We start from the raw sequence: 16,764 nt of genomic DNA on the forward strand, positions 1-16,764 counted from the left end.
AATAGAACATATCGCAATCACCATTCGCGAATACGAAAACTCATGCATAAAAAAACTCAATGCAGTAACGAGAATAAAGGTACATAGTGTAGCCACAGCCGTGCTTAAAATAATTTCTGCAAAACGTTTTCTACCAATAGAATACAAACCATTGATATTCAAAAGCAAACTACTGATAATCAAGATTATCGGCAGCATCCCCGAATAAAGATACATATTGCTAACGATAATATCACGATCCAGAGCTATGCTTGTGGCAATAATATAAGCAGCAATAATAAGCGCTACATCACCTAGGAATAATATTAACTTCCGGGATTTTGGGAATTTGCGTGTATACACGCACATGCCTCCTTTATGCTTCTTCGCGCTTGTAACAAATCAATCCATAGCCAAAGCTGATTAAACAGCCGATAACAAAACCAATAGCCATAATCAGCTTCTTCCTTGGGCCAGCTGGTTTATCTTCATCCGGCAAGTTGGCTGCATCGATAACCTGAATATCCATGCTTTCCATGGCTTCCTGGATCTTATCCTGTTCACACTGCTGAACAAGGCTCGTATAGATCTGCTGCTTGATTTTGGCATCGCTTTCAAGTTTCATGTAATCCATCATGCCCTCTGGCAGCTTGGCAATTTCCCCTTCCTTCTCCGCTTTTTTCTCGCGGATAGCCTTTTCACTGGCACTTGCTGCACTGGCCTGAGCCTGGGCCACTGCCTGGTTCTTCAGCAGTTCCATCTGCGCAGCATTGAGGCTGGCCGCATTGGAATTTACGATGGCACCAACTTCATCAGCCAGCGACTGGTTAAGCTGTGTGAGCTGACGCTGCGCAGTAATTACTGCCGGATGGCTATCCGTGTATTTCTGCCGTGCACCGACGAGCTCGACTTCCTTGGCTACAATCTGCGCACGGATATTCTGTACCGTGCTGTTGTCGTTAATGTTGTAGCTGCGCGCCCCAGCCTTCTGCTCCCCGAGTTTCTGTGTCGCGACATCATACTGCGCCTGTGCAGATTTCTGGGCTACCTGCATCTCACCGATGGTTTTATCAAAGGCCGCGAGCTGCTCAATGGCCAGCTTTGCCTGATCGCTTGGGCTATAAATCTTATGCTCACGCTGGAAAGCAGCAAGTTTTGCTGCCGATTCATCAGCATCCTTTTTGGCATTTTCAATGCGGTCGTTGAGGAATGTGATGAGCAGGCTTTGAGTCTGCTGGCTATTTTCTGTCTGCATCTGCAGGAAGTTATCCACCACGCCCTGCGAGATCATCTGTGCTTCCTCTGGCGTACGGCCCGTAGCCGTTACTGTGATGAGATTAGTCTGCTTGGTATTTTCGATTTTTAAGTTGCTCTTGGCAAAACTTTTTGCCTCCGGCTTCTTTTCATCCGGCCACTCCATTTGATCGATAATCGGGTCTAAGACGCGGCGTGACTTCATCAGCTCGATATAGTTGAGCGGCGAGGCATTCGAGCTGCCGCCACCTATTCCCATAGCGGCAGCCATAGCGGCAGCACCACCAAGGTCTTTTCCTGCCGTACGCGTCTGCACCATTGTCGTAGACTCGTACTGTTTTGGCAGGATAAAGGCCGTACCGAGGGCCAGTACCGTACAGCCGGCAATGATACCGCCTACTACCTTCCTCCGCTCCAGCATGATCTGCATGAGTCTTCCCAGGTCAATGCTCTCTTCGTGTTCCATATCGTTACGTCGCTCCTTCATAATCTGTATTTACTCGTATATTTTGTGCCAGCTTTACTCGTGCAAGTTTTATCAAAAAGTGTACTTTTTGATATGCGCTAGAATCTGCATAAAAAAGCATCATTCTGTCTCAAAAAGTCCGAATTCCTTCTATAAATGATGAAAAAAATAGACACTTGCACTGCTATGTGCTACAATAAAACTTGCTAATGTGCCGTCTCAAAAAGTACACTTTTTGAGACGGCACATTATTTATTCAGCCATATCTATTGCACAAAAAAGAGCATGGTTACACGCTATCGTGTTTCCATGCTCTTTCTGGTATTTCTATATTTCAGGCACAAAAATAGCCCGTTGCATCATTTCGATACAACGGGCCTTATCTTCAAGTGGTGCGGATGACAGGGGTCGAACCTGCACGTCGTGAGACACTGGATCCTAAGTCCAGCGCGTCTGCCAGTTCCGCCACATCCGCATTACTCTCCAGTATAAGAGAACGTTACTTATTATATACTTCTTTTTTTTGCTTGTCAAACTTTGAGCAATCAAGAAATATATGTTATAATCTAATGCGACGGTTGATGAGTCGACTTTCCCGCAAGGGGAGGTGAAGCCATGACGCTATATGAAAAGCTATCCTTATGTTTGGCATTTCTAACGCTGATTGTCTCCATCTTAGGATTATTCAAGTAGTTTTCTACTTTGTGATATGAAAAAAGCCGCTTGTTAGCGGTTGCGGCCTTTCTCACATACTAGTTACAAGGGAAGAGCCGACGCTGCTACACATCAGCCGTCCTTTTTGTATCTAAATTATACTACTTCCCCTAATACCTTTCAAGTATTTACATCTTTAAAATTTATTATTCACGACCGCACCAGCAATGGTTCAAAAATCTTTACGAGCCAGGAGCCGACGCTGAAGCCCTTGTCGACTTTGCCGACGGTCATGTCGACGGTGCCAATCTGTTCGCCATCGTATTTGATAATGGCTTTGCCGATTACATCGCCGTCCTTATGGGGGGCTTCGATCACTTTGGGCAGGTCGTAAGTGACCGTGTAATGCGAAGCGTCCTCACCATTGAGCAGTGGATAGTTGATGTCACTGGCCAGATAAACATCGGCAGTTGCCTGTTTGGCACCTTTTACCCAGACGCGGCGGTTTACGCGGTCCTTGGACAGTCCCTTTACCATCTTCACATGGTCAAAGCCGTAGTCAAGGATTGCCTTTGCATCGGTAAAGCGGTCATCCAATGTCGGAGCCTGCATGATTATAGCGATCAGTTCCACGCCATTGCGCTTGGCTGACGCCGCGAGGCAGCCGCCTGATGCCTGTGTCCAGCCTGTCTTGATGCCCGTCATGCCTTCGTATTTTCCCAGCAGCAGGTTCGTATTCTCTACTGGCAAGGAGTGATTGGCAGGAAAAGCCCAGCGGATATAGCCGTTCTTCTGCCCAACGATTTCGCGGAACTTTGGATTTTCCATCGCATAGCGCGCGAGTTTGGCCATGTCCCGCGGCGTCGAATAATGATTGCCATTCGTCAGTCCATTCGGATTGACGAAATTCGTATCCTTCATGCCAAGCTCGTGCGCCTTTTGGTTCATGCGCGTGGCAAAGGCTGCAACATTGCCGTCGATATGCTCAGCCACAGCTACGGCAGCACCGTTATCCGATACCATCAGCATACCTGTAAGCAGCTCGTCAGCAGTCAAGCGCTGCCCTGCCTTGATGCCCAGCGGGCAATCCTCGGTGGTCGACGCCGTCGGCGAGATGAAAATCTCCGTATGCGGGCCGATGTTTTCCAGCCCGAGGATTCCCGTCATGATTTTCGTCATGCTGGCTGGGTAGTGCCGCTCGTCAGCATTTTTCTCCCAGATGACGCGGCCTGTCGATGCCTCGATGAGAATCGCCGCTCTGGCCTTGATCTGCGGCTCCAATTCGCCATCTTCTGCGCCAGCCAGGGGCATCTGTATACTAAGCAGGCAAACGGTCAAAATACCTGCCAGGATTTTCCGAAAAAACCTCAAAATTCTCCCAACTCCCTCATAAAAAATAGAGCCTTCCTACTTGGAAAGGCTCTACTATTATAGCACGTTATCTGTCATTGTGCACCCGAGGCCAATCAATCTTTTGGCATGGCGAGCCGCAGCGCATCGCTGATGGTCTCAGCGCCATAGAGATGGATGCCGTCAGTCTCACGAGCCAGCTGCCGGTAGTTCTTCATCGGCAGCACGACATGCTCAAAGCCTAATCGCTTGGCCTCGTTGATGCGGATGTCAGCCTGGCCAACGGCGCGCACCTCGCCCGATAAGCCCACCTCGCCAAAGACGATGGTCTTAGGCCGCAGCAGGCGGTTGGCAAAGCTTGACGCCATGGCTACGCAGATGCCGAGGTCAGCAGCCGGCTCGTCGATGCGAATGCCGCCCGCCACCTTGACATAGACATCACAGGCACCGATCTGCAGATGCACACGCTTTTCGAGCACGGCCAGCAAGAGCTGGATGCGCTTGATATCGACCGAATCAGCCGTACGGCGCGGCGGCACATACGGCGTCGGTGCGACAAGTGCCTGCAGCTCGACAAGCAGCGGACGCGTCCCCTCCACCGTCGGTATGATGACCGTACCGCTGTCGCCCACGCGATCAGACAAAAAGAGTTTTGATGCATCCGGCACGTCGACGAGTCCCACCTCACGCATCTCAAAAAGTCCGAGTTCGTTCGTACTGCCAAAGCGGTTCTTGACCGCCCGCAACACGCGGTATTCGGCATTGCGCTCGCCTTCGAAGTAAAGCACCGTATCGACGATATGCTCAAGGACACGCGGGCCAGCCAGATTGCCCTCCTTGGTCACATGGCCGATGACAAAAGCAGCAATGCCGTTCGTCTTAGCAATCCGCAGGAGGTCTACCGAGCACTCACGCACCTGTGAGACACTGCCCGGCGCGCTCTGCACGTCAGGCTTGAAGATGGTCTGTATCGAGTCGATGACCAAAAGATCCGGCTTGATATTGGCCACGTGAGCTTCAATCGTCTCCAGATTCGTCTCGCTGACGACAAAAAGGGTGTCGGCGATTGCCTGCAGCCGGTCGGCACGCATGCGCACCTGCCGTGTGCTTTCCTCGCCAGTCACATAAAGCACACGGCGGCCGCCGCGTGCCACGTCAGCACAGACTTTTAGCGTGAGGCTTGACTTGCCAACGCCGGGATCGCCGACAATCAGTACCATCGAGCCAGGAATCACGCCGCCCCCCAGCACGCGGTCAAGCTCGCCCGAGCCTGTCGCAAACCGCGGCAAATCCTCGACCTGCACCTCGGCAATCGGCTGCGGTTTTACGGCATCCGATAATCCGAGCCGCAGGCCACCGCCCCCAGCCGGCTCTGGCGTGATGGTCTCTTCGACCATCGTATTCCACGCTCCGCAACCGGGACAACGGCCGAGCCACTTGGGCGCATCGTAGCCGCATTCCTGGCAAACGTAGACCGTTTTCTTTTTCTTTGCCATATCATTTTCCTATCCTTTTCAGCAGGCGAATGGTCCAGCGGCCCAGCCAGATGATAGCCCAGAGCAGGTTCAGGATGAAATCCAGCACTCTGCCGCCAAGGCTTTTGGGGGCCAGTTTATTTTTCGGCATCAGCCTGCTCCTTCTTGGCCGCCTTCGGTTCCTTCTTTACAAAGTCCAGGCTGTCGCCATTCTTGCGGACATAGATGGTATCGCCCGCCTTGAAACTGCGCGCAAGCAAACGCTCAGCAATCGCATCTTCGATGTGTTTCTGCAAAGCGCGCTTGAGTGGCCGCGCACCGTATTTGAAGTCCATACCGGCATCCACGAGCTTGTTCTTCGCCGCTGGACTGATTTCGAGCTTGATTTCCTTTTCTTCGAGGCGCTTCTTGACATCGCGCAGCAGGATATCGACAATCTTCGCAAGCTCAGCCCGCCCGAGCGGACGGAATACCAGCAGCTCATCGATGCGGTTGAGGAACTCCGGCTTGAAGATGCGCTTGACCTCGCCGAGCACACGCTTGCGGGCATTCTCCTCAGCCTGTGCCTCCTCATCAGCAGCACTGCCGATGGCAAAGCCTAAGGACGTATTCTGCTTCTTGAGGAAGCTTGCGCCCGCATTCGAGGTCATGATGATGACCGTGTTGCGAAAGTCCACGGTACGTCCCTGACCATCGGTCAGACGGCCGTCGTCGAGCACCTGCAGCAGGATATTGAACACATCCGGATTAGCTTTCTCAATCTCGTCCAAAAGGATGATCGAGTACGGCTTGCGGCGCACCGCATCAGTAAGCTGGCCACCCTCCTGGTAGCCGACATAGCCCGGCGGCGCACCGACCATGCGCGATACACTGTATTTTTCCATGTACTCGGACATATCAAAGCGGATAACCGAATCTTCGCTGCCAAACAAGGCTTCTGCCAGTGCCTTGGCAAGCTCAGTCTTACCAACACCTGTGGGGCCTAAGAACAGGAACGAGCCAATCGGACGCTTCGGATCTTTCAGCCCTGCCCTTGCCCGGCGGACGGCCTTGGCTACTGCGGTCACGGCCTCACTCTGGCCGATGACACGCCGCATGAGGATCTTCTCCATATTGAGCAGTCGTTCCGATTCCTTGGCAGCCAGCTGACGGACAGGGATGCCCGTCCAGAGGGCTACGACATCAGCGATGTCATCGGCCGTGACCGTAATGTGGTTATTGCCACGCTTTTCCCATTTGCGCCGCGCTTCGTCGAGCGCAGTTTCGGCTGTCTGCATGGCATCGCGCAGCTTGGCTGCCCGCTCATAGTCCTGCGAAGCGACCGCTGCTTCCTTCTCCGTATGCAGCCTGCCGAGCTGCTCACGGATTTCCTGCACCTTGCCGGGAGGGGATACCTGACGCATGCGTACTTTGGAAGCTGCCTCATCCATCAGATCGATAGCCTTGTCGGGCAGGAACCGATCCGTAATGTAGCGCTGCGACAGACGGACAGCCGCTTCGATGGCTGCATCCTCGATGGTTGCCCGATGGAATTCTTCATACTTGCCACGCAGGCCATGCAGGATCTTGATGGCGTCCTCCGGTGCCGGCTCCTCGACCACGATGGTCTGGAATCTGCGGGAAAGCGCCGCATCTTTTTCCAAATATTTCTTGTATTCATCGAGAGTCGTCGCGCCGATAATCTGGATTTCTCCCCGCGACAACGCCGGTTTCAAGATATTGGCCGCATCGAGCGCGCCTTCGGCAGCACCAGCCCCTACCAATGTATGCATCTCATCGATGAACAGGATGATATTGCCCAGCCGCTGGATTTCCTCGATGATGCCCTTGAGCCGCTCCTCGAACTCGCCGCGGTATTTTGCGCCGGCGACGAGCGAGGCCATCGACAGCGACACGACCTTCTTGTCCTGCAGCATATAGGGCACGGCTCCCTCGATGATGCGCTGGGCCAGCCCCTCGGCGATTGCCGTCTTGCCGACGCCTGGCTCACCGAGCAGGATGGGATTGTTCTTCGTGCGCCGTGACAAAATCTGAATCACGCGCTGGATTTCCTTTTCCCGGCCGATGACAGGGTCCATCTGCGCCTCTTCGGCCATATGATTGAGGTCGCGGCCGTATTTCTTGAGCAGCGGCGCACCTTTTTCCTTGCGGCCGCGCGCCCGCGTCTCCTGCGGGCCGTCATCCTCCGAATGCGGCTGGTCGATGCGGTCCATGACCTCATTCTGCAGGGCATCGGGATCGATGCTGAGCCGTTCGAGCACCTCGACGGCCGCCCCCTCAGTCTCCTGCAACAGGCTCAGCAGGATATGCTCGGTGCCGATGTAGCTGTGGCCGAGGGTCTGCGACTCCTCGACAGCCCCCTCCATGACACGCTTGGCCCGCGGCGTATAGTACGGATTATCCGATGGATATTCCGCCTCCTTGGCCACGAGACTGCGGATCTGGCTCACAGCTGCCTCAAAAGTAATTCCGAGCGCCTGCATCGCCTGGGCTGCTACGCCCTCACGCTCGTGCAGCAGGCCGAGCAGGATATGCTCGGTACCGATGTAGTCCTGCTCCAAATCCTGCGCCACATACTGCGCAAATTCAATCGCCTTGATGGCTCGATTGGTAAAGTGATTTCGAAAATTCATGGATGTTCCTCCGCGCTCACGCGATGGTCCAGCAGCGCTTGCCGCGTCTTGCGGGCCCTGAGCCGGTCGATTTCTTTCTTGGACATGTTCGCATTCTCGGCCAGATTCTGCAGATAACTCTTGCGGCTTACCGTCAGGATATCCGCATAGCAGTCAGCTGTTACCTCACTGATGAGCTTGAGATCAATGCCGAGACGAACCTTCGATAAAAGCTCCATCGTCTCCTTTTCGGACAGCAGCCGCGCATAGGCCAGCGTGCCATAAGCGCGCCATACTTCATCTTCGAGCTGCTCTTTGCGATAGAGTGCCAATGCCTTGCGGGCCCGGCGTTCATGCGCAACGATTTCCGTCACAGCACTCTTGAGGTTCTCGATGAGCTCCTCCTCCGAAAAGCCCAGCGTCAGCTGGTTGGCAATCTGGAACAGGCAGCCCACCGGCTCCTTCGCATCGCCGTATACCGCACGCACGGCCAGCCCGAGCTGCGGCGAAATATTGATGATACTGCCGACATTACGCGTGAATACCAGCCCCGGCAGATGCAGCAGCACCGAAGCACGCAGGCCCGTGCCAAGATTCGTCGGGCACGACGTAAGATAGCCCATCTTTTCATCAAAGGCAATGTCGAGCTTGGACTCGATGAGATCATCGAGCGTCGAAGCTGTACTCATCGGCAGGTCAAGATTGAGCCCCGGCGCCCAGCACTGAATACGCAAATGATCCTCTTCGTTGACCATGATGCTGATGCAGCGGTCATCCGACACATAAGCGGCCCGATGCTGGGGATTCTTGACGAGATTCTCCGTAATCAACTGCTTTTCAATCAAGACTTCACGCTGTACCGTCGACAACCGCTCGACATCGACACGGTCAAACGGCATCCCCATCGATTTCTCGAGTTCCGGCAAAACACCATCCGTCGCTACAAGCACCTTCGCCAGCTGATTGAAGTCGGCCCGGTTCGGGAACGGCTCGCCGCGCAGGTTGCGTGCCAGGCGGATGCGGCTGGCAATGACGACATCGCTATCCGTGCCGCCGCTCTTCAGCCAGGTAATATCCTTATCCCGCAGCAGTTCATTGATTGCCATCAGCTGCACCTCCTTCCTTCAGCGCCAATTGTGCCTCTAATGCCCGTATCTTATCGCGCAGTTCTGCAGCCCGCTCGTATTCTTCCTGGGCCACACTTTCCTGCAGCTTTTGGCGCAACATACCGATTTCATGCTTGAGCTCAATCGTGCCGCCCGTGCGATGCGGGATCTTGCCACGATGAAGGCTCGAGCCATGGATGCGGCGCAAAAGCGGCTCAAGCTGCTGGCGGAACGTCTTGTAGCAGTCTGCGCAGCCAATCTTGCCCGACTGCTGGAAGTCGCGATAGCTCATGCCGCAGCTCGGGCAGACCAGCTCCCGCTGCCCCGCCTGCTGCACTTCCTCTGCATCCGTATGATTGCTGAAGATTCCCTTGAGGAAATCATCCATCGATACATTGCGTGTATGATGCTCGGTTGCCATGAACTCACCGTACGCAGCCGCACATTTCTCACAGAGATTCTTCTCCACGCGCCCGTCGGGGCCAATCTGGGTAATATGAACGACCGCCTCGTTGCGGCCGCAATCGTCACATAACATCTGCTTCTCCTCCTTTGCGGAAACTACGATCTGCTACGAGAAATTTTCCAATGTCAGCAGCAGGGATTTCAAAAGATGCACACGTTCCTCATCCGTACAGTTCGGCGACTCGAATGCCGATACCACGACCTGCATCACGAGTGCCGCCTCACGATTCGTTATCATCTGATGCTGCAGCAGATAATGGACCATGGACTGTACCATCGGCAGCTCCGTATCCTTATCTATCTTATCGAGCATGTCCTGATAGACCATATTGCGCGTCGGCACCTGTACGATGCGGATAAAGCCGCCCAAACCACGGCGGGATTCCACGACGAAGCCCTTATCCTGTGTAAACCTTGTCGACAGCACATAGCTGATCTGCGATGGCGCACAGGAAATCTCATCGGCAATGTCCGTACGCCGCAGCTCTACCTTGCCATCCTGTTGTGCCGCCAGCTGGCGCAGGATATAGGCCTCTATCAAATCTGCGATATTGCTCACGTTAATCACCTTCTATTATAATTGACCATTTGACTTTTATCTTACTCTATTATAGCGCCTTTGCAAAAATTTTGCTACTGGGAAAATATGGTACACAAAAAGGAGCTGACGCATCAGCTCCTTTTGTCCTCATCCGTCAGGCTTCGTCTGCCACCTTGCTCCAAAGGAAAGGCTTTACTGCAGTGCAGTCTTGAGGGTTTCCATATTCTTTTTCATCGTATCTATGTATGCATCCATAGCAGATTCATTTGCCTCGCCCGTTACGATCGGATCGAGCGTATAGATCTTGGCTCCTGTCTCACGGGCAATAGTCTCAGCCGCCGACGGCGAGTACTGTGGCTCGACGAACAGGACCTTGACAGGCAGTGCCTTGACCTTCGCGATGGTATCCTCAAGCTCCTGCGGCGTCGGCTCCGTGCCCGGCTCGCGTTCGATGACGCTGACGATATTGAGCTTGAATTCCTTGGCCAGATACGGGAAAGCCTCATGGAACGTCACGATATCCTTATGCGGCAGTTCATCGAGCGCCGCGTGCATCTCTTTTTTGAGCGCTTCAAGCCTCGTGCAATACTTAAGCGCATTCTTGCGATACGCGTCCTGATGGGCAGGGTCCGCCTCGCAGAGCTTGGCCGTGATGGCTTTGACCTGCGCAATCGAGTATGTCACCGACGTCCATACATGCGGATTTTCTTGCTCACCAGTCTTTAAAAGATTGATATCCTTATAATCCGCTGCCTCGATGACCTTGAGCTTCTTATTCTGCTTCACAGCTTTATCGAGGAAGCTTTCCATGCCCGCGCCATTGACCACGAACACATCCGCCTTCTCCAGCGTCTTCATATCCTCAGTCGTCAGCTGATAGTCATGCAGGCAGCCCGTCTGCGGTTTCGTCATATTGACGACTTCCACGCCATCGACACCCTTGGTGATATTGATGACATCGATATACATCGGATAGAACGAAGTCACGATCGTAAAATTCTTCTTATTGCCACTCTGCTGTAAAGAACTGCACCCAGCAGCCGTAAAGGCCAGCACCAGTACGAGCAGCAATGCTGCTATTTTTTTCAAACAAATCCTCCTTTAGCCCCATGGGCTGATTCTGCTTTCCTCTGCCATTACAGATTCATTGTAGCAAACGTGTCAAGCCAAGCTTAGGACTGCAGCCACAGCCGCTGGTATTTTTCCAGCTGGCGGCCAAAATGCATGATGATGCTTTGTGCCATCGCCGGCTCCCTGCGCATGACGCTTTCCATGGTGATCCGCGGAATGACGAGCAACAGTGCCTGATCGGTCAATACTTCCAAAGCCAGCTGATTCCTGCGCTTGGGCAAAAGGACGCTATCATTTGCCCAGGCTTTCTCCGCGACAATGTCCAGCGTATTATACCAGCCATCGCCAGTTTCCATGCTGCGGGCCAGCTTGCCCCGCACGACAAACAACAGCTGCTCCTCCACATCCTGCCCGAAAAGCCTGTCGCCCTCATAGCAAGTAAGCAGTTTAGCCGTCCCTGCAAAGGCCTGCACCAATCCTTTGTCGCACGACTGGAGGAGCTCCAGCTGTAGCAGTGCATCCAGCAGGTTCGTCCGCTGCTGCACCGGCTTGGCCGCCATGCTCTGGGACCGCCGCCGGCTCCAGTTCGCGCGGAAGGCACTGTAAGGCTGCTGCCAATCCATGACCATCTGGCGCAGCAGCAGGATATAATCCTGCGCCAGCTTCTCGATCCCGGCTGGCTGGAAATACCGGCAGTCATACGCAAAGGTTATGGCAATCTCCCATTCGGCATAACGGAAACGCACACCCAGATGCAGCTCCCGCGTATCCCATACCTCCTGCGTCACAATGCGCCCTTCCCGCTTGCCCTGGCGCTGCGAATAGCTTCCCTCATCCTGCAGGAAATCACCGAAATTCAATACATGGTAAAAGCCCTTTTCCTGCTGGTCCAGCACCGCCTGGATATCCTTGCGAGCCAACGCCGCATACGAAGTCGAGACCAGAAACTGCTTGAACACCTGCTCCGTCAGCTCCTGCACCTTGGGATCCTCTGCCACGCGGACGCGCAGCGGCAGCATGCACTGACTGCCACGGCCCGCCTCACTGCCCGGTGCCAGCAGGCAGAAGGCCACATCGCGGCAATCGTTCTCTCCCTGAAGGAGCAAGCCCCAGGCCGTCTGCAGGACAGACATCAAGACCTTCTTGTTGTCCTTCGACAATTCCTTCAGATCAGACAGCACGGCACTGGGGATATGCGTCAGATAATTCTGCTCCTGGCGTTCCTGTCCGGCATCCTGTCCGCCAGCGCCTGTCTCTTCATATGGCAGGCGGGAAAGCCCTGGCAGGTCACTGAGCAGCTGCCGCCAATAGCTGCGGATGGACTCGGCTCCCCCTGCCGTGGCAGTCGCCGCTGCCGGCGCCTTCTCCAAGGGCAGGTTGTGTATATAGCGGAAAATGTTGCGGACATCGAAATTATCCATCACGGCCTGCACACCAGTCACGACTACCGCATACTCCGAGGCCCCCGTATGATAGACCGCAAAACGCAGCAGGCTGCCATAGCGCAGATCAAAGCCCTGGCGCAGATCAGCCTCCATCAGGCGCCGCAATTGCTCATCCAGATCCTTTCCCGAGGTCTGTTCCAGATTGCGATAGATGATCACCGGCAGATTCCGCCGCTCCTTGAACACCACAGCCAGCATCTTGTCTCCGGCCACACAGTAATTCGTCCGCAGGACATCCTCCTGCTCAGTCAGCGTCCGGATTGCCAGATTGAAGCGCAGGGGCAGCAGTTTCCCCTCCAGCTTATAGAGATTCTGCCGCAGGGGACTCACTGGCGTTGTCTCCCCATACGTCACCACTTGCCGCTCGCTTTCCGTCAAGTCCCTGACATATTGTATCCGATGGGCCGTATATCCCCGGCGTTCATCCAGCTGTGCGCCATACAGCTGGCGAAGACTTCCCTGCTGCCCGGCTGGCAGCTCCTCTACACTCCATTTACGCACGTTGATCAGCGCTCCTCTACATCATGATCCTAAGGCAGTTTATGCCACTGTTATCCTTAGGATTTCGCCAAAATGACAGTTTTTCCCTGCTTGACACGTGAAAAACATCCCGGCATCACCGGCAACAAAAAACTCCCCTCAGGAAAATCCTGAAGGGAGCTTCACGCAATATCCGATCTGTACGGCTTAGCCGAGGATCACCAGCGACTCATGAGCTTTGACGCTCTGGCCAGCATCGACGTTGAATTTCTTGACAACGCCATCAGCATCAGCAGCAATCTCGTTCTGCATCTTCATAGCCTCGAGGATCAGCAGCGTCTCGCCGGCTTTGACAGCCTGGCCTTCGCTGGCAACGAGTTTGACGATCTTGCCCGGCATCGGAGCATCGATGGAATGCTCACCAGCGCCAGCGGCAACAGCCTCTTTCTTCGGAGCTGCCGGTGCAGCCGGAGCCGGTGCCGGAGCAGCTTTCGGAGCCGGTGCAGCAGCCTTCGGAGCTGCCGGAGCAGCGGCTTTCACTTCCTCGACTTCTACTTCATAAGCATTGCCGTTAACGGTAATATTGAACTTTTTCATTAATAATTCCTCCAAATACCTTCAACTTCGGAATCAATCAAAACTGTTTGGCCAGACCGCCACGAGCGGACAGAGCCCATACATCGCTGCGCTTGATGCGGACAGCGATGACTTTATTCGACATCATCATCTGGACAGCAGCCGTGATAGCAGCTACTACCTCAGGCGATACGCCATTTGCTTCTGTTTTCATAGCACACCCTCCGATCAAAGCGGAATATTGCCGTGCTTCTTAGCCGGGCCAACTTCACGTTTGCTGGCCAGTGCATTGAGAGCCGTGATGATGCGCGGACGCGTCTCTTTCGGCTCAATGACCATGTCTACATAGCCGCGCTCTGCAGCAACGTACGGCGTAGCAAAGTTCTCGACATACTCAGCCGTCTTGGCATCCTTATCCGGATCTTTGCGGAAGATGATGTTCGCAGCACCTGCCGGGCCCATGACAGCGATCTCCGACGTCGGCCAAGCCATGACCTGGTCTGCACCGAGCTCACGGCAGCACATAGCGATATAGGAACCGCCGTATGCCTTACGCGTGATGACCGTGACCTTAGGAACCGTAGCCTCGCTGTATGCATAGAGCATCTTCGCGCCATGACGGATGATACCGTTGTGCTCCTGATCGACGCCTGGCAGGAAGCCCGGTACATCGACTAGGTTGACGAGCGGGATATTGAAGGCATCGCAGAAACGGATGAAGCGAGCCGACTTATCCGAGGCATCGACATCGAGGCAGCCAGCCATGACATTCGGCTGGTTGGCGATGATACCTACGCTGCGGCCATCAAAGCGAGCAAAGCAGCAGATGATATTCGTAGCGAAATGCTCATGGACCTCATAGAACTCCCCGTTATCGACGATGGAGCGGATGACATCCTTCATATCATACGGCGCATTCGGATTATCCGGGATGACCGTGTTGAGTTCCTCATCCTGACGATCCGGATCATCACCGGTCTCCATGATTGGTGCATCTTCCATGTTGTTGCTCGGCAGGAAGGACAGCAGGTAACGGATCTGCTTGATGCAGTCGTCCTCATCCTCAGCTGCGAAGTGAGCAACACCGCTGCGCGTGTTGTGGGTCATAGCACCGCCCAGAGCCTCAGCCGTCACTTCCTCAGCCGTTACCGATTTGATGACAGCCGGGCCCGTGATGAACATCTGGCTCGTGTTCTTGACCATATAGATGAAGTCCGTGATAGCCGGGCTGTATACAGCACCGCCGGCGCACGGTCCCATGATGACCGAGATCTGCGGGATGACGCCCGACGCTGCCGTATTGCGATAGAAGATACCACCGTAGCCAGACAGAGCATCGACTGCTTCCTGGATGCGGGCACCGCCCGAATCATTGATGCCGATGCATGGAGCGCCCATCTTCATGGCCAGATCCATGACTTTCCAGATCTTATGGGCATGCTTCTCACCCAGCGAACCACCCTCAACGGTGAAATCCTGTGCGTAAGCATAAACCAGACGGCCGTCGACCGTACCATAACCCGTTACAACGCCCTCGCCCGGGAGTTCTTTCTTCTCCTGGCCGAAGTTCGAGCAACGATGTTTCATGAACATATCGAGTTCGACGAACGTACCCTCATCAAACAGCTTGTTGATGCGCTCACGGGCCGTCTGTTTGCCCTTTGCGTGCTGCTTGTCGATACGAGCCTGACCGCCGCCCTGCATGATATGCTCTTTTTTTGCATGCATTAATTCAATCTTTTCCTGAACAGTAGCCATTATATACCTCCTATAATTAGCTTGTGAGCATCCTGTCAATGACAAAATCCTCATGTACTGCAATCTCTATTTTGCACTATTTGTGTGAAAATTGCAAGACTAATTTATTACCAGGTATTAATCGCGCTGGCAAAGTTCGAGCAGGACACCATGCGAAGCCTTCGGATGGACAAAGGCGATCTTAGCACCGCCGGCACCGATACGCGGCGTTTCATCAATCAGGCGGACACCTTTCTCTTTGAGATCAGCCAGAGCTGCCTCCAGGTTGTCTACACGCAGGGCAATGTGCTGGATGCCACCACGGCCGCCATTCTTCTCGATGAATTTTGCAATCGGGGAAGTCTCATCCGTTGCTGCTAAGAGCTCAATCTCACTGCCATTCGGCGTCGGGAAGAAGCCCGTCGTCACTTTCTGCTCAGCAACCGTCTCTTCGCCGTTAGCCGGCAGGCCAAGCATATCACTCCAGAAGGAACCGACTTCCTTGAGGTCCGAAACAGCAATACCAATATGATCTACACCTAATACTTTGAACATGATGAATTCCTCCATTCGGATAAAAGATTTATTTGAGCATCTCGCCCATAACCTCACCGATTACCGTGTACGGATCGGTCTTATGCTGCTTGATCTGCTCTACATAGCCATCCAGTCTGCCACTATCGACAATCTTGCTCTTGATGTAGCTGCCGATGTTGCTGCTGAGGATGTCAAGCATCTCATCACGGGTACGCTTCGTGCGGCGCTTGGCTAGCTCGCCATTGCCCTCGATATACGTCCTGTGCTTATCTACAGTTCCTAACAGTTCGGCTATGCCTTCATTCTGGCTGGCTACCACCTTGGTGATCGGCGGACGCCAATCCGTCATCAGACTGTCAAGATCAAGCATCATGTTGATCTCGCGGACCAGCTTGTCCGCACCATCAAGATCAGACTTGTTGATGCAGTAGAGATCCCCGATCTCCAGGATGCCTGCCTTGATTGCCTGGATGTCATCGCCCATGCCCGGAATCAATACGACCATCGTCGTATCCGCGGCCTTGACGATATCTACCTCTGACTGTCCAACACCGACGGTCTCGACGATGATGATGTCCTTTCCAAAAGCATCCATTGCCTTGACAGCATCGGCGGTCTTATGCGAAAGACCACCCAGGCTGCCGCGGGTGCCCATACTGCGGATAAAGACTCCCTCGTCAAGTGTCAGTCCATTCATGCGGATGCGGTCGCCTAAGATGGCACCGCCCGTGAACGGGCTGGTCGGGTCAACAGCGATTATACCAACGGTCTTTCCCTGTGCACGGTACTCTCTTGCAATCTTGTCCGAGAGGGTACTCTTGCCTGCACCTGGCGGCCCCGTGATACCCAAAACATAAGCATGACCGGTGTGGGGATAAAGCTTCTTCATGATGTCTGTCGCTTCATCGTATTCATTCTCGATAGCCGTGATGGCCCGTGAAAGTGCCAGCCGGTTGCCTTTGAGCAGTTCTTCTGCGATATCCAAAATGCCACCACCTTTCGGTAGTTTCTACATA

Annotated in this window: 15 protein-coding genes, 1 tRNA gene and 1 pseudogene; all 17 read right to left on the bottom strand. The window is 54.0% G+C overall.

Annotation, left to right across the window (positions count from 1 at the left end; all coding sequences use genetic code 11):
- A pseudogene (locus tag BM181_RS02105) lies at window positions 1-342 on the bottom strand (sugar transferase); the annotation flags it as partial.
- Between the two features lie 13 nt (window positions 343-355).
- Window positions 356-1,699: a GumC family protein gene (locus tag BM181_RS02110; protein WP_075442018.1), complete on the bottom strand. Its 1,344-nt coding sequence runs from the start codon at window positions 1,697-1,699 to the stop codon at window positions 356-358.
- Window positions 1,700-2,089: 390 nt separating this feature from the next.
- A tRNA-Leu gene (locus tag BM181_RS02115) sits at window positions 2,090-2,174 on the bottom strand.
- 389 nt (window positions 2,175-2,563) lie between these two features.
- A complete protein-coding gene (locus BM181_RS02120; RefSeq protein WP_143092086.1) occupies window positions 2,564-3,724 on the bottom strand; it encodes a D-alanyl-D-alanine carboxypeptidase family protein in 1,161 nt (386 codons plus the stop codon).
- A 95-nt stretch (window positions 3,725-3,819) separates the two neighbouring features.
- On the bottom strand, window positions 3,820-5,199 hold the full coding sequence (gene radA, locus BM181_RS02125; RefSeq protein ID WP_075442022.1) for a DNA repair protein RadA: 1,380 nt from the start codon (window positions 5,197-5,199) through the stop codon (window positions 3,820-3,822).
- Between the two features lies 1 nt (window position 5,200).
- The gene (locus BM181_RS15475; RefSeq protein WP_255449194.1) at window positions 5,201-5,329 is read right to left on the bottom strand and encodes a hypothetical protein; all 129 of its coding nucleotides are present in this window, start codon (window positions 5,327-5,329) and stop codon (window positions 5,201-5,203) included.
- Window positions 5,316-7,811 carry an ATP-dependent Clp protease ATP-binding subunit gene (locus BM181_RS02130; RefSeq protein ID WP_075442024.1) on the bottom strand — a complete coding sequence of 832 codons (2,496 nt, stop codon included), beginning with the start codon at window positions 7,809-7,811 and terminating at the stop codon, window positions 5,316-5,318. Before BM181_RS02130 ends, BM181_RS15475 begins: the two co-directional genes overlap by 14 nt.
- Window positions 7,808-8,896 carry a protein arginine kinase gene (locus BM181_RS02135; RefSeq protein ID WP_075442026.1) on the bottom strand — a complete coding sequence of 363 codons (1,089 nt, stop codon included), beginning with the start codon at window positions 8,894-8,896 and terminating at the stop codon, window positions 7,808-7,810. Before BM181_RS02135 ends, BM181_RS02130 begins: the two co-directional genes overlap by 4 nt.
- The gene (locus BM181_RS02140) at window positions 8,883-9,434 is read right to left on the bottom strand and encodes a UvrB/UvrC motif-containing protein (RefSeq protein ID WP_075442028.1); all 552 of its coding nucleotides are present in this window, start codon (window positions 9,432-9,434) and stop codon (window positions 8,883-8,885) included. The genes BM181_RS02135 and BM181_RS02140 overlap by 14 nt, the downstream gene beginning before the upstream one ends.
- A gap of 33 nt (window positions 9,435-9,467) precedes the next feature.
- Complete coding sequence (locus BM181_RS02145; RefSeq protein ID WP_075442030.1) at window positions 9,468-9,920, bottom strand: CtsR family transcriptional regulator; 453 nt, start codon at window positions 9,918-9,920, stop codon at window positions 9,468-9,470.
- 174 nt (window positions 9,921-10,094) lie between these two features.
- The gene (locus BM181_RS02150; RefSeq protein ID WP_256211261.1) at window positions 10,095-10,958 is read right to left on the bottom strand and encodes a metal ABC transporter substrate-binding protein; all 864 of its coding nucleotides are present in this window, start codon (window positions 10,956-10,958) and stop codon (window positions 10,095-10,097) included.
- Between the two features lie 116 nt (window positions 10,959-11,074).
- Window positions 11,075-12,919, bottom strand: a complete 1,845-nt coding sequence (locus BM181_RS02155; RefSeq protein WP_075442034.1) for a condensation domain-containing protein — start codon at window positions 12,917-12,919, stop codon at window positions 11,075-11,077.
- A gap of 186 nt (window positions 12,920-13,105) precedes the next feature.
- A complete protein-coding gene (locus BM181_RS02160) occupies window positions 13,106-13,495 on the bottom strand; it encodes a biotin/lipoyl-containing protein (protein WP_075428569.1) in 390 nt (129 codons plus the stop codon).
- Between the two features lie 37 nt (window positions 13,496-13,532).
- Window positions 13,533-13,688: a methylmalonyl-CoA carboxyltransferase gene (locus BM181_RS02165; protein ID WP_075428570.1), complete on the bottom strand. Its 156-nt coding sequence runs from the start codon at window positions 13,686-13,688 to the stop codon at window positions 13,533-13,535.
- Window positions 13,689-13,702: 14 nt separating this feature from the next.
- A complete protein-coding gene (gene mmdA, locus BM181_RS02170; RefSeq protein WP_075442036.1) occupies window positions 13,703-15,232 on the bottom strand; it encodes a methylmalonyl-CoA decarboxylase subunit alpha in 1,530 nt (509 codons plus the stop codon).
- Window positions 15,233-15,349: 117 nt separating this feature from the next.
- Complete coding sequence (gene mce, locus BM181_RS02175; RefSeq protein ID WP_075442038.1) at window positions 15,350-15,766, bottom strand: methylmalonyl-CoA epimerase; 417 nt, start codon at window positions 15,764-15,766, stop codon at window positions 15,350-15,352.
- A 28-nt stretch (window positions 15,767-15,794) separates the two neighbouring features.
- Window positions 15,795-16,733 carry a methylmalonyl Co-A mutase-associated GTPase MeaB gene (gene meaB / locus BM181_RS02180; RefSeq protein WP_075442040.1) on the bottom strand — a complete coding sequence of 313 codons (939 nt, stop codon included), beginning with the start codon at window positions 16,731-16,733 and terminating at the stop codon, window positions 15,795-15,797.
- Window positions 16,734-16,764: the final 31 nt, after the last annotated feature.

The sequence above is a fragment of the Pseudoselenomonas ruminantium genome (assembly GCF_900113715.1).
GTDB classification, from domain to species: Bacteria; Bacillota; Negativicutes; order Selenomonadales; family Selenomonadaceae; genus Selenomonas_A; species Selenomonas_A caprae.

Bases quoted from the DNA above. Each gene is read 5' to 3' on its own strand.
- BM181_RS02135 (WP_075442026.1), bottom strand. From the start codon at position 8,896: ATGGCAATCAATGAACTGCTGCGGGATAAGGATATTACCTGGCTGAAG.
- BM181_RS02140 (WP_075442028.1), bottom strand. From the start codon at position 9,434: ATGTTATGTGACGATTGCGGCCGCAACGAGGCGGTCGTTCATATTACC.
- radA (WP_075442022.1), bottom strand. From the start codon at position 5,199: ATGGCAAAGAAAAAGAAAACGGTCTACGTTTGCCAGGAATGCGGCTAC.
- BM181_RS02165 (WP_075428570.1), bottom strand. From the start codon at position 13,688: ATGAAAACAGAAGCAAATGGCGTATCGCCTGAGGTAGTAGCTGCTATC.
- BM181_RS02130 (WP_075442024.1), bottom strand. From the start codon at position 7,811: ATGAATTTTCGAAATCACTTTACCAATCGAGCCATCAAGGCGATTGAA.
- mmdA (WP_075442036.1), bottom strand. From the start codon at position 15,232: ATGGCTACTGTTCAGGAAAAGATTGAATTAATGCATGCAAAAAAAGAG.
- BM181_RS15475 (WP_255449194.1), bottom strand. From the start codon at position 5,329: ATGCCGAAAAATAAACTGGCCCCCAAAAGCCTTGGCGGCAGAGTGCTG.
- BM181_RS02110 (WP_075442018.1), bottom strand. From the start codon at position 1,699: ATGGAACACGAAGAGAGCATTGACCTGGGAAGACTCATGCAGATCATG.
- mce (WP_075442038.1), bottom strand. From the start codon at position 15,766: ATGTTCAAAGTATTAGGTGTAGATCATATTGGTATTGCTGTTTCGGAC.
- BM181_RS02160 (WP_075428569.1), bottom strand. From the start codon at position 13,495: ATGAAAAAGTTCAATATTACCGTTAACGGCAATGCTTATGAAGTAGAA.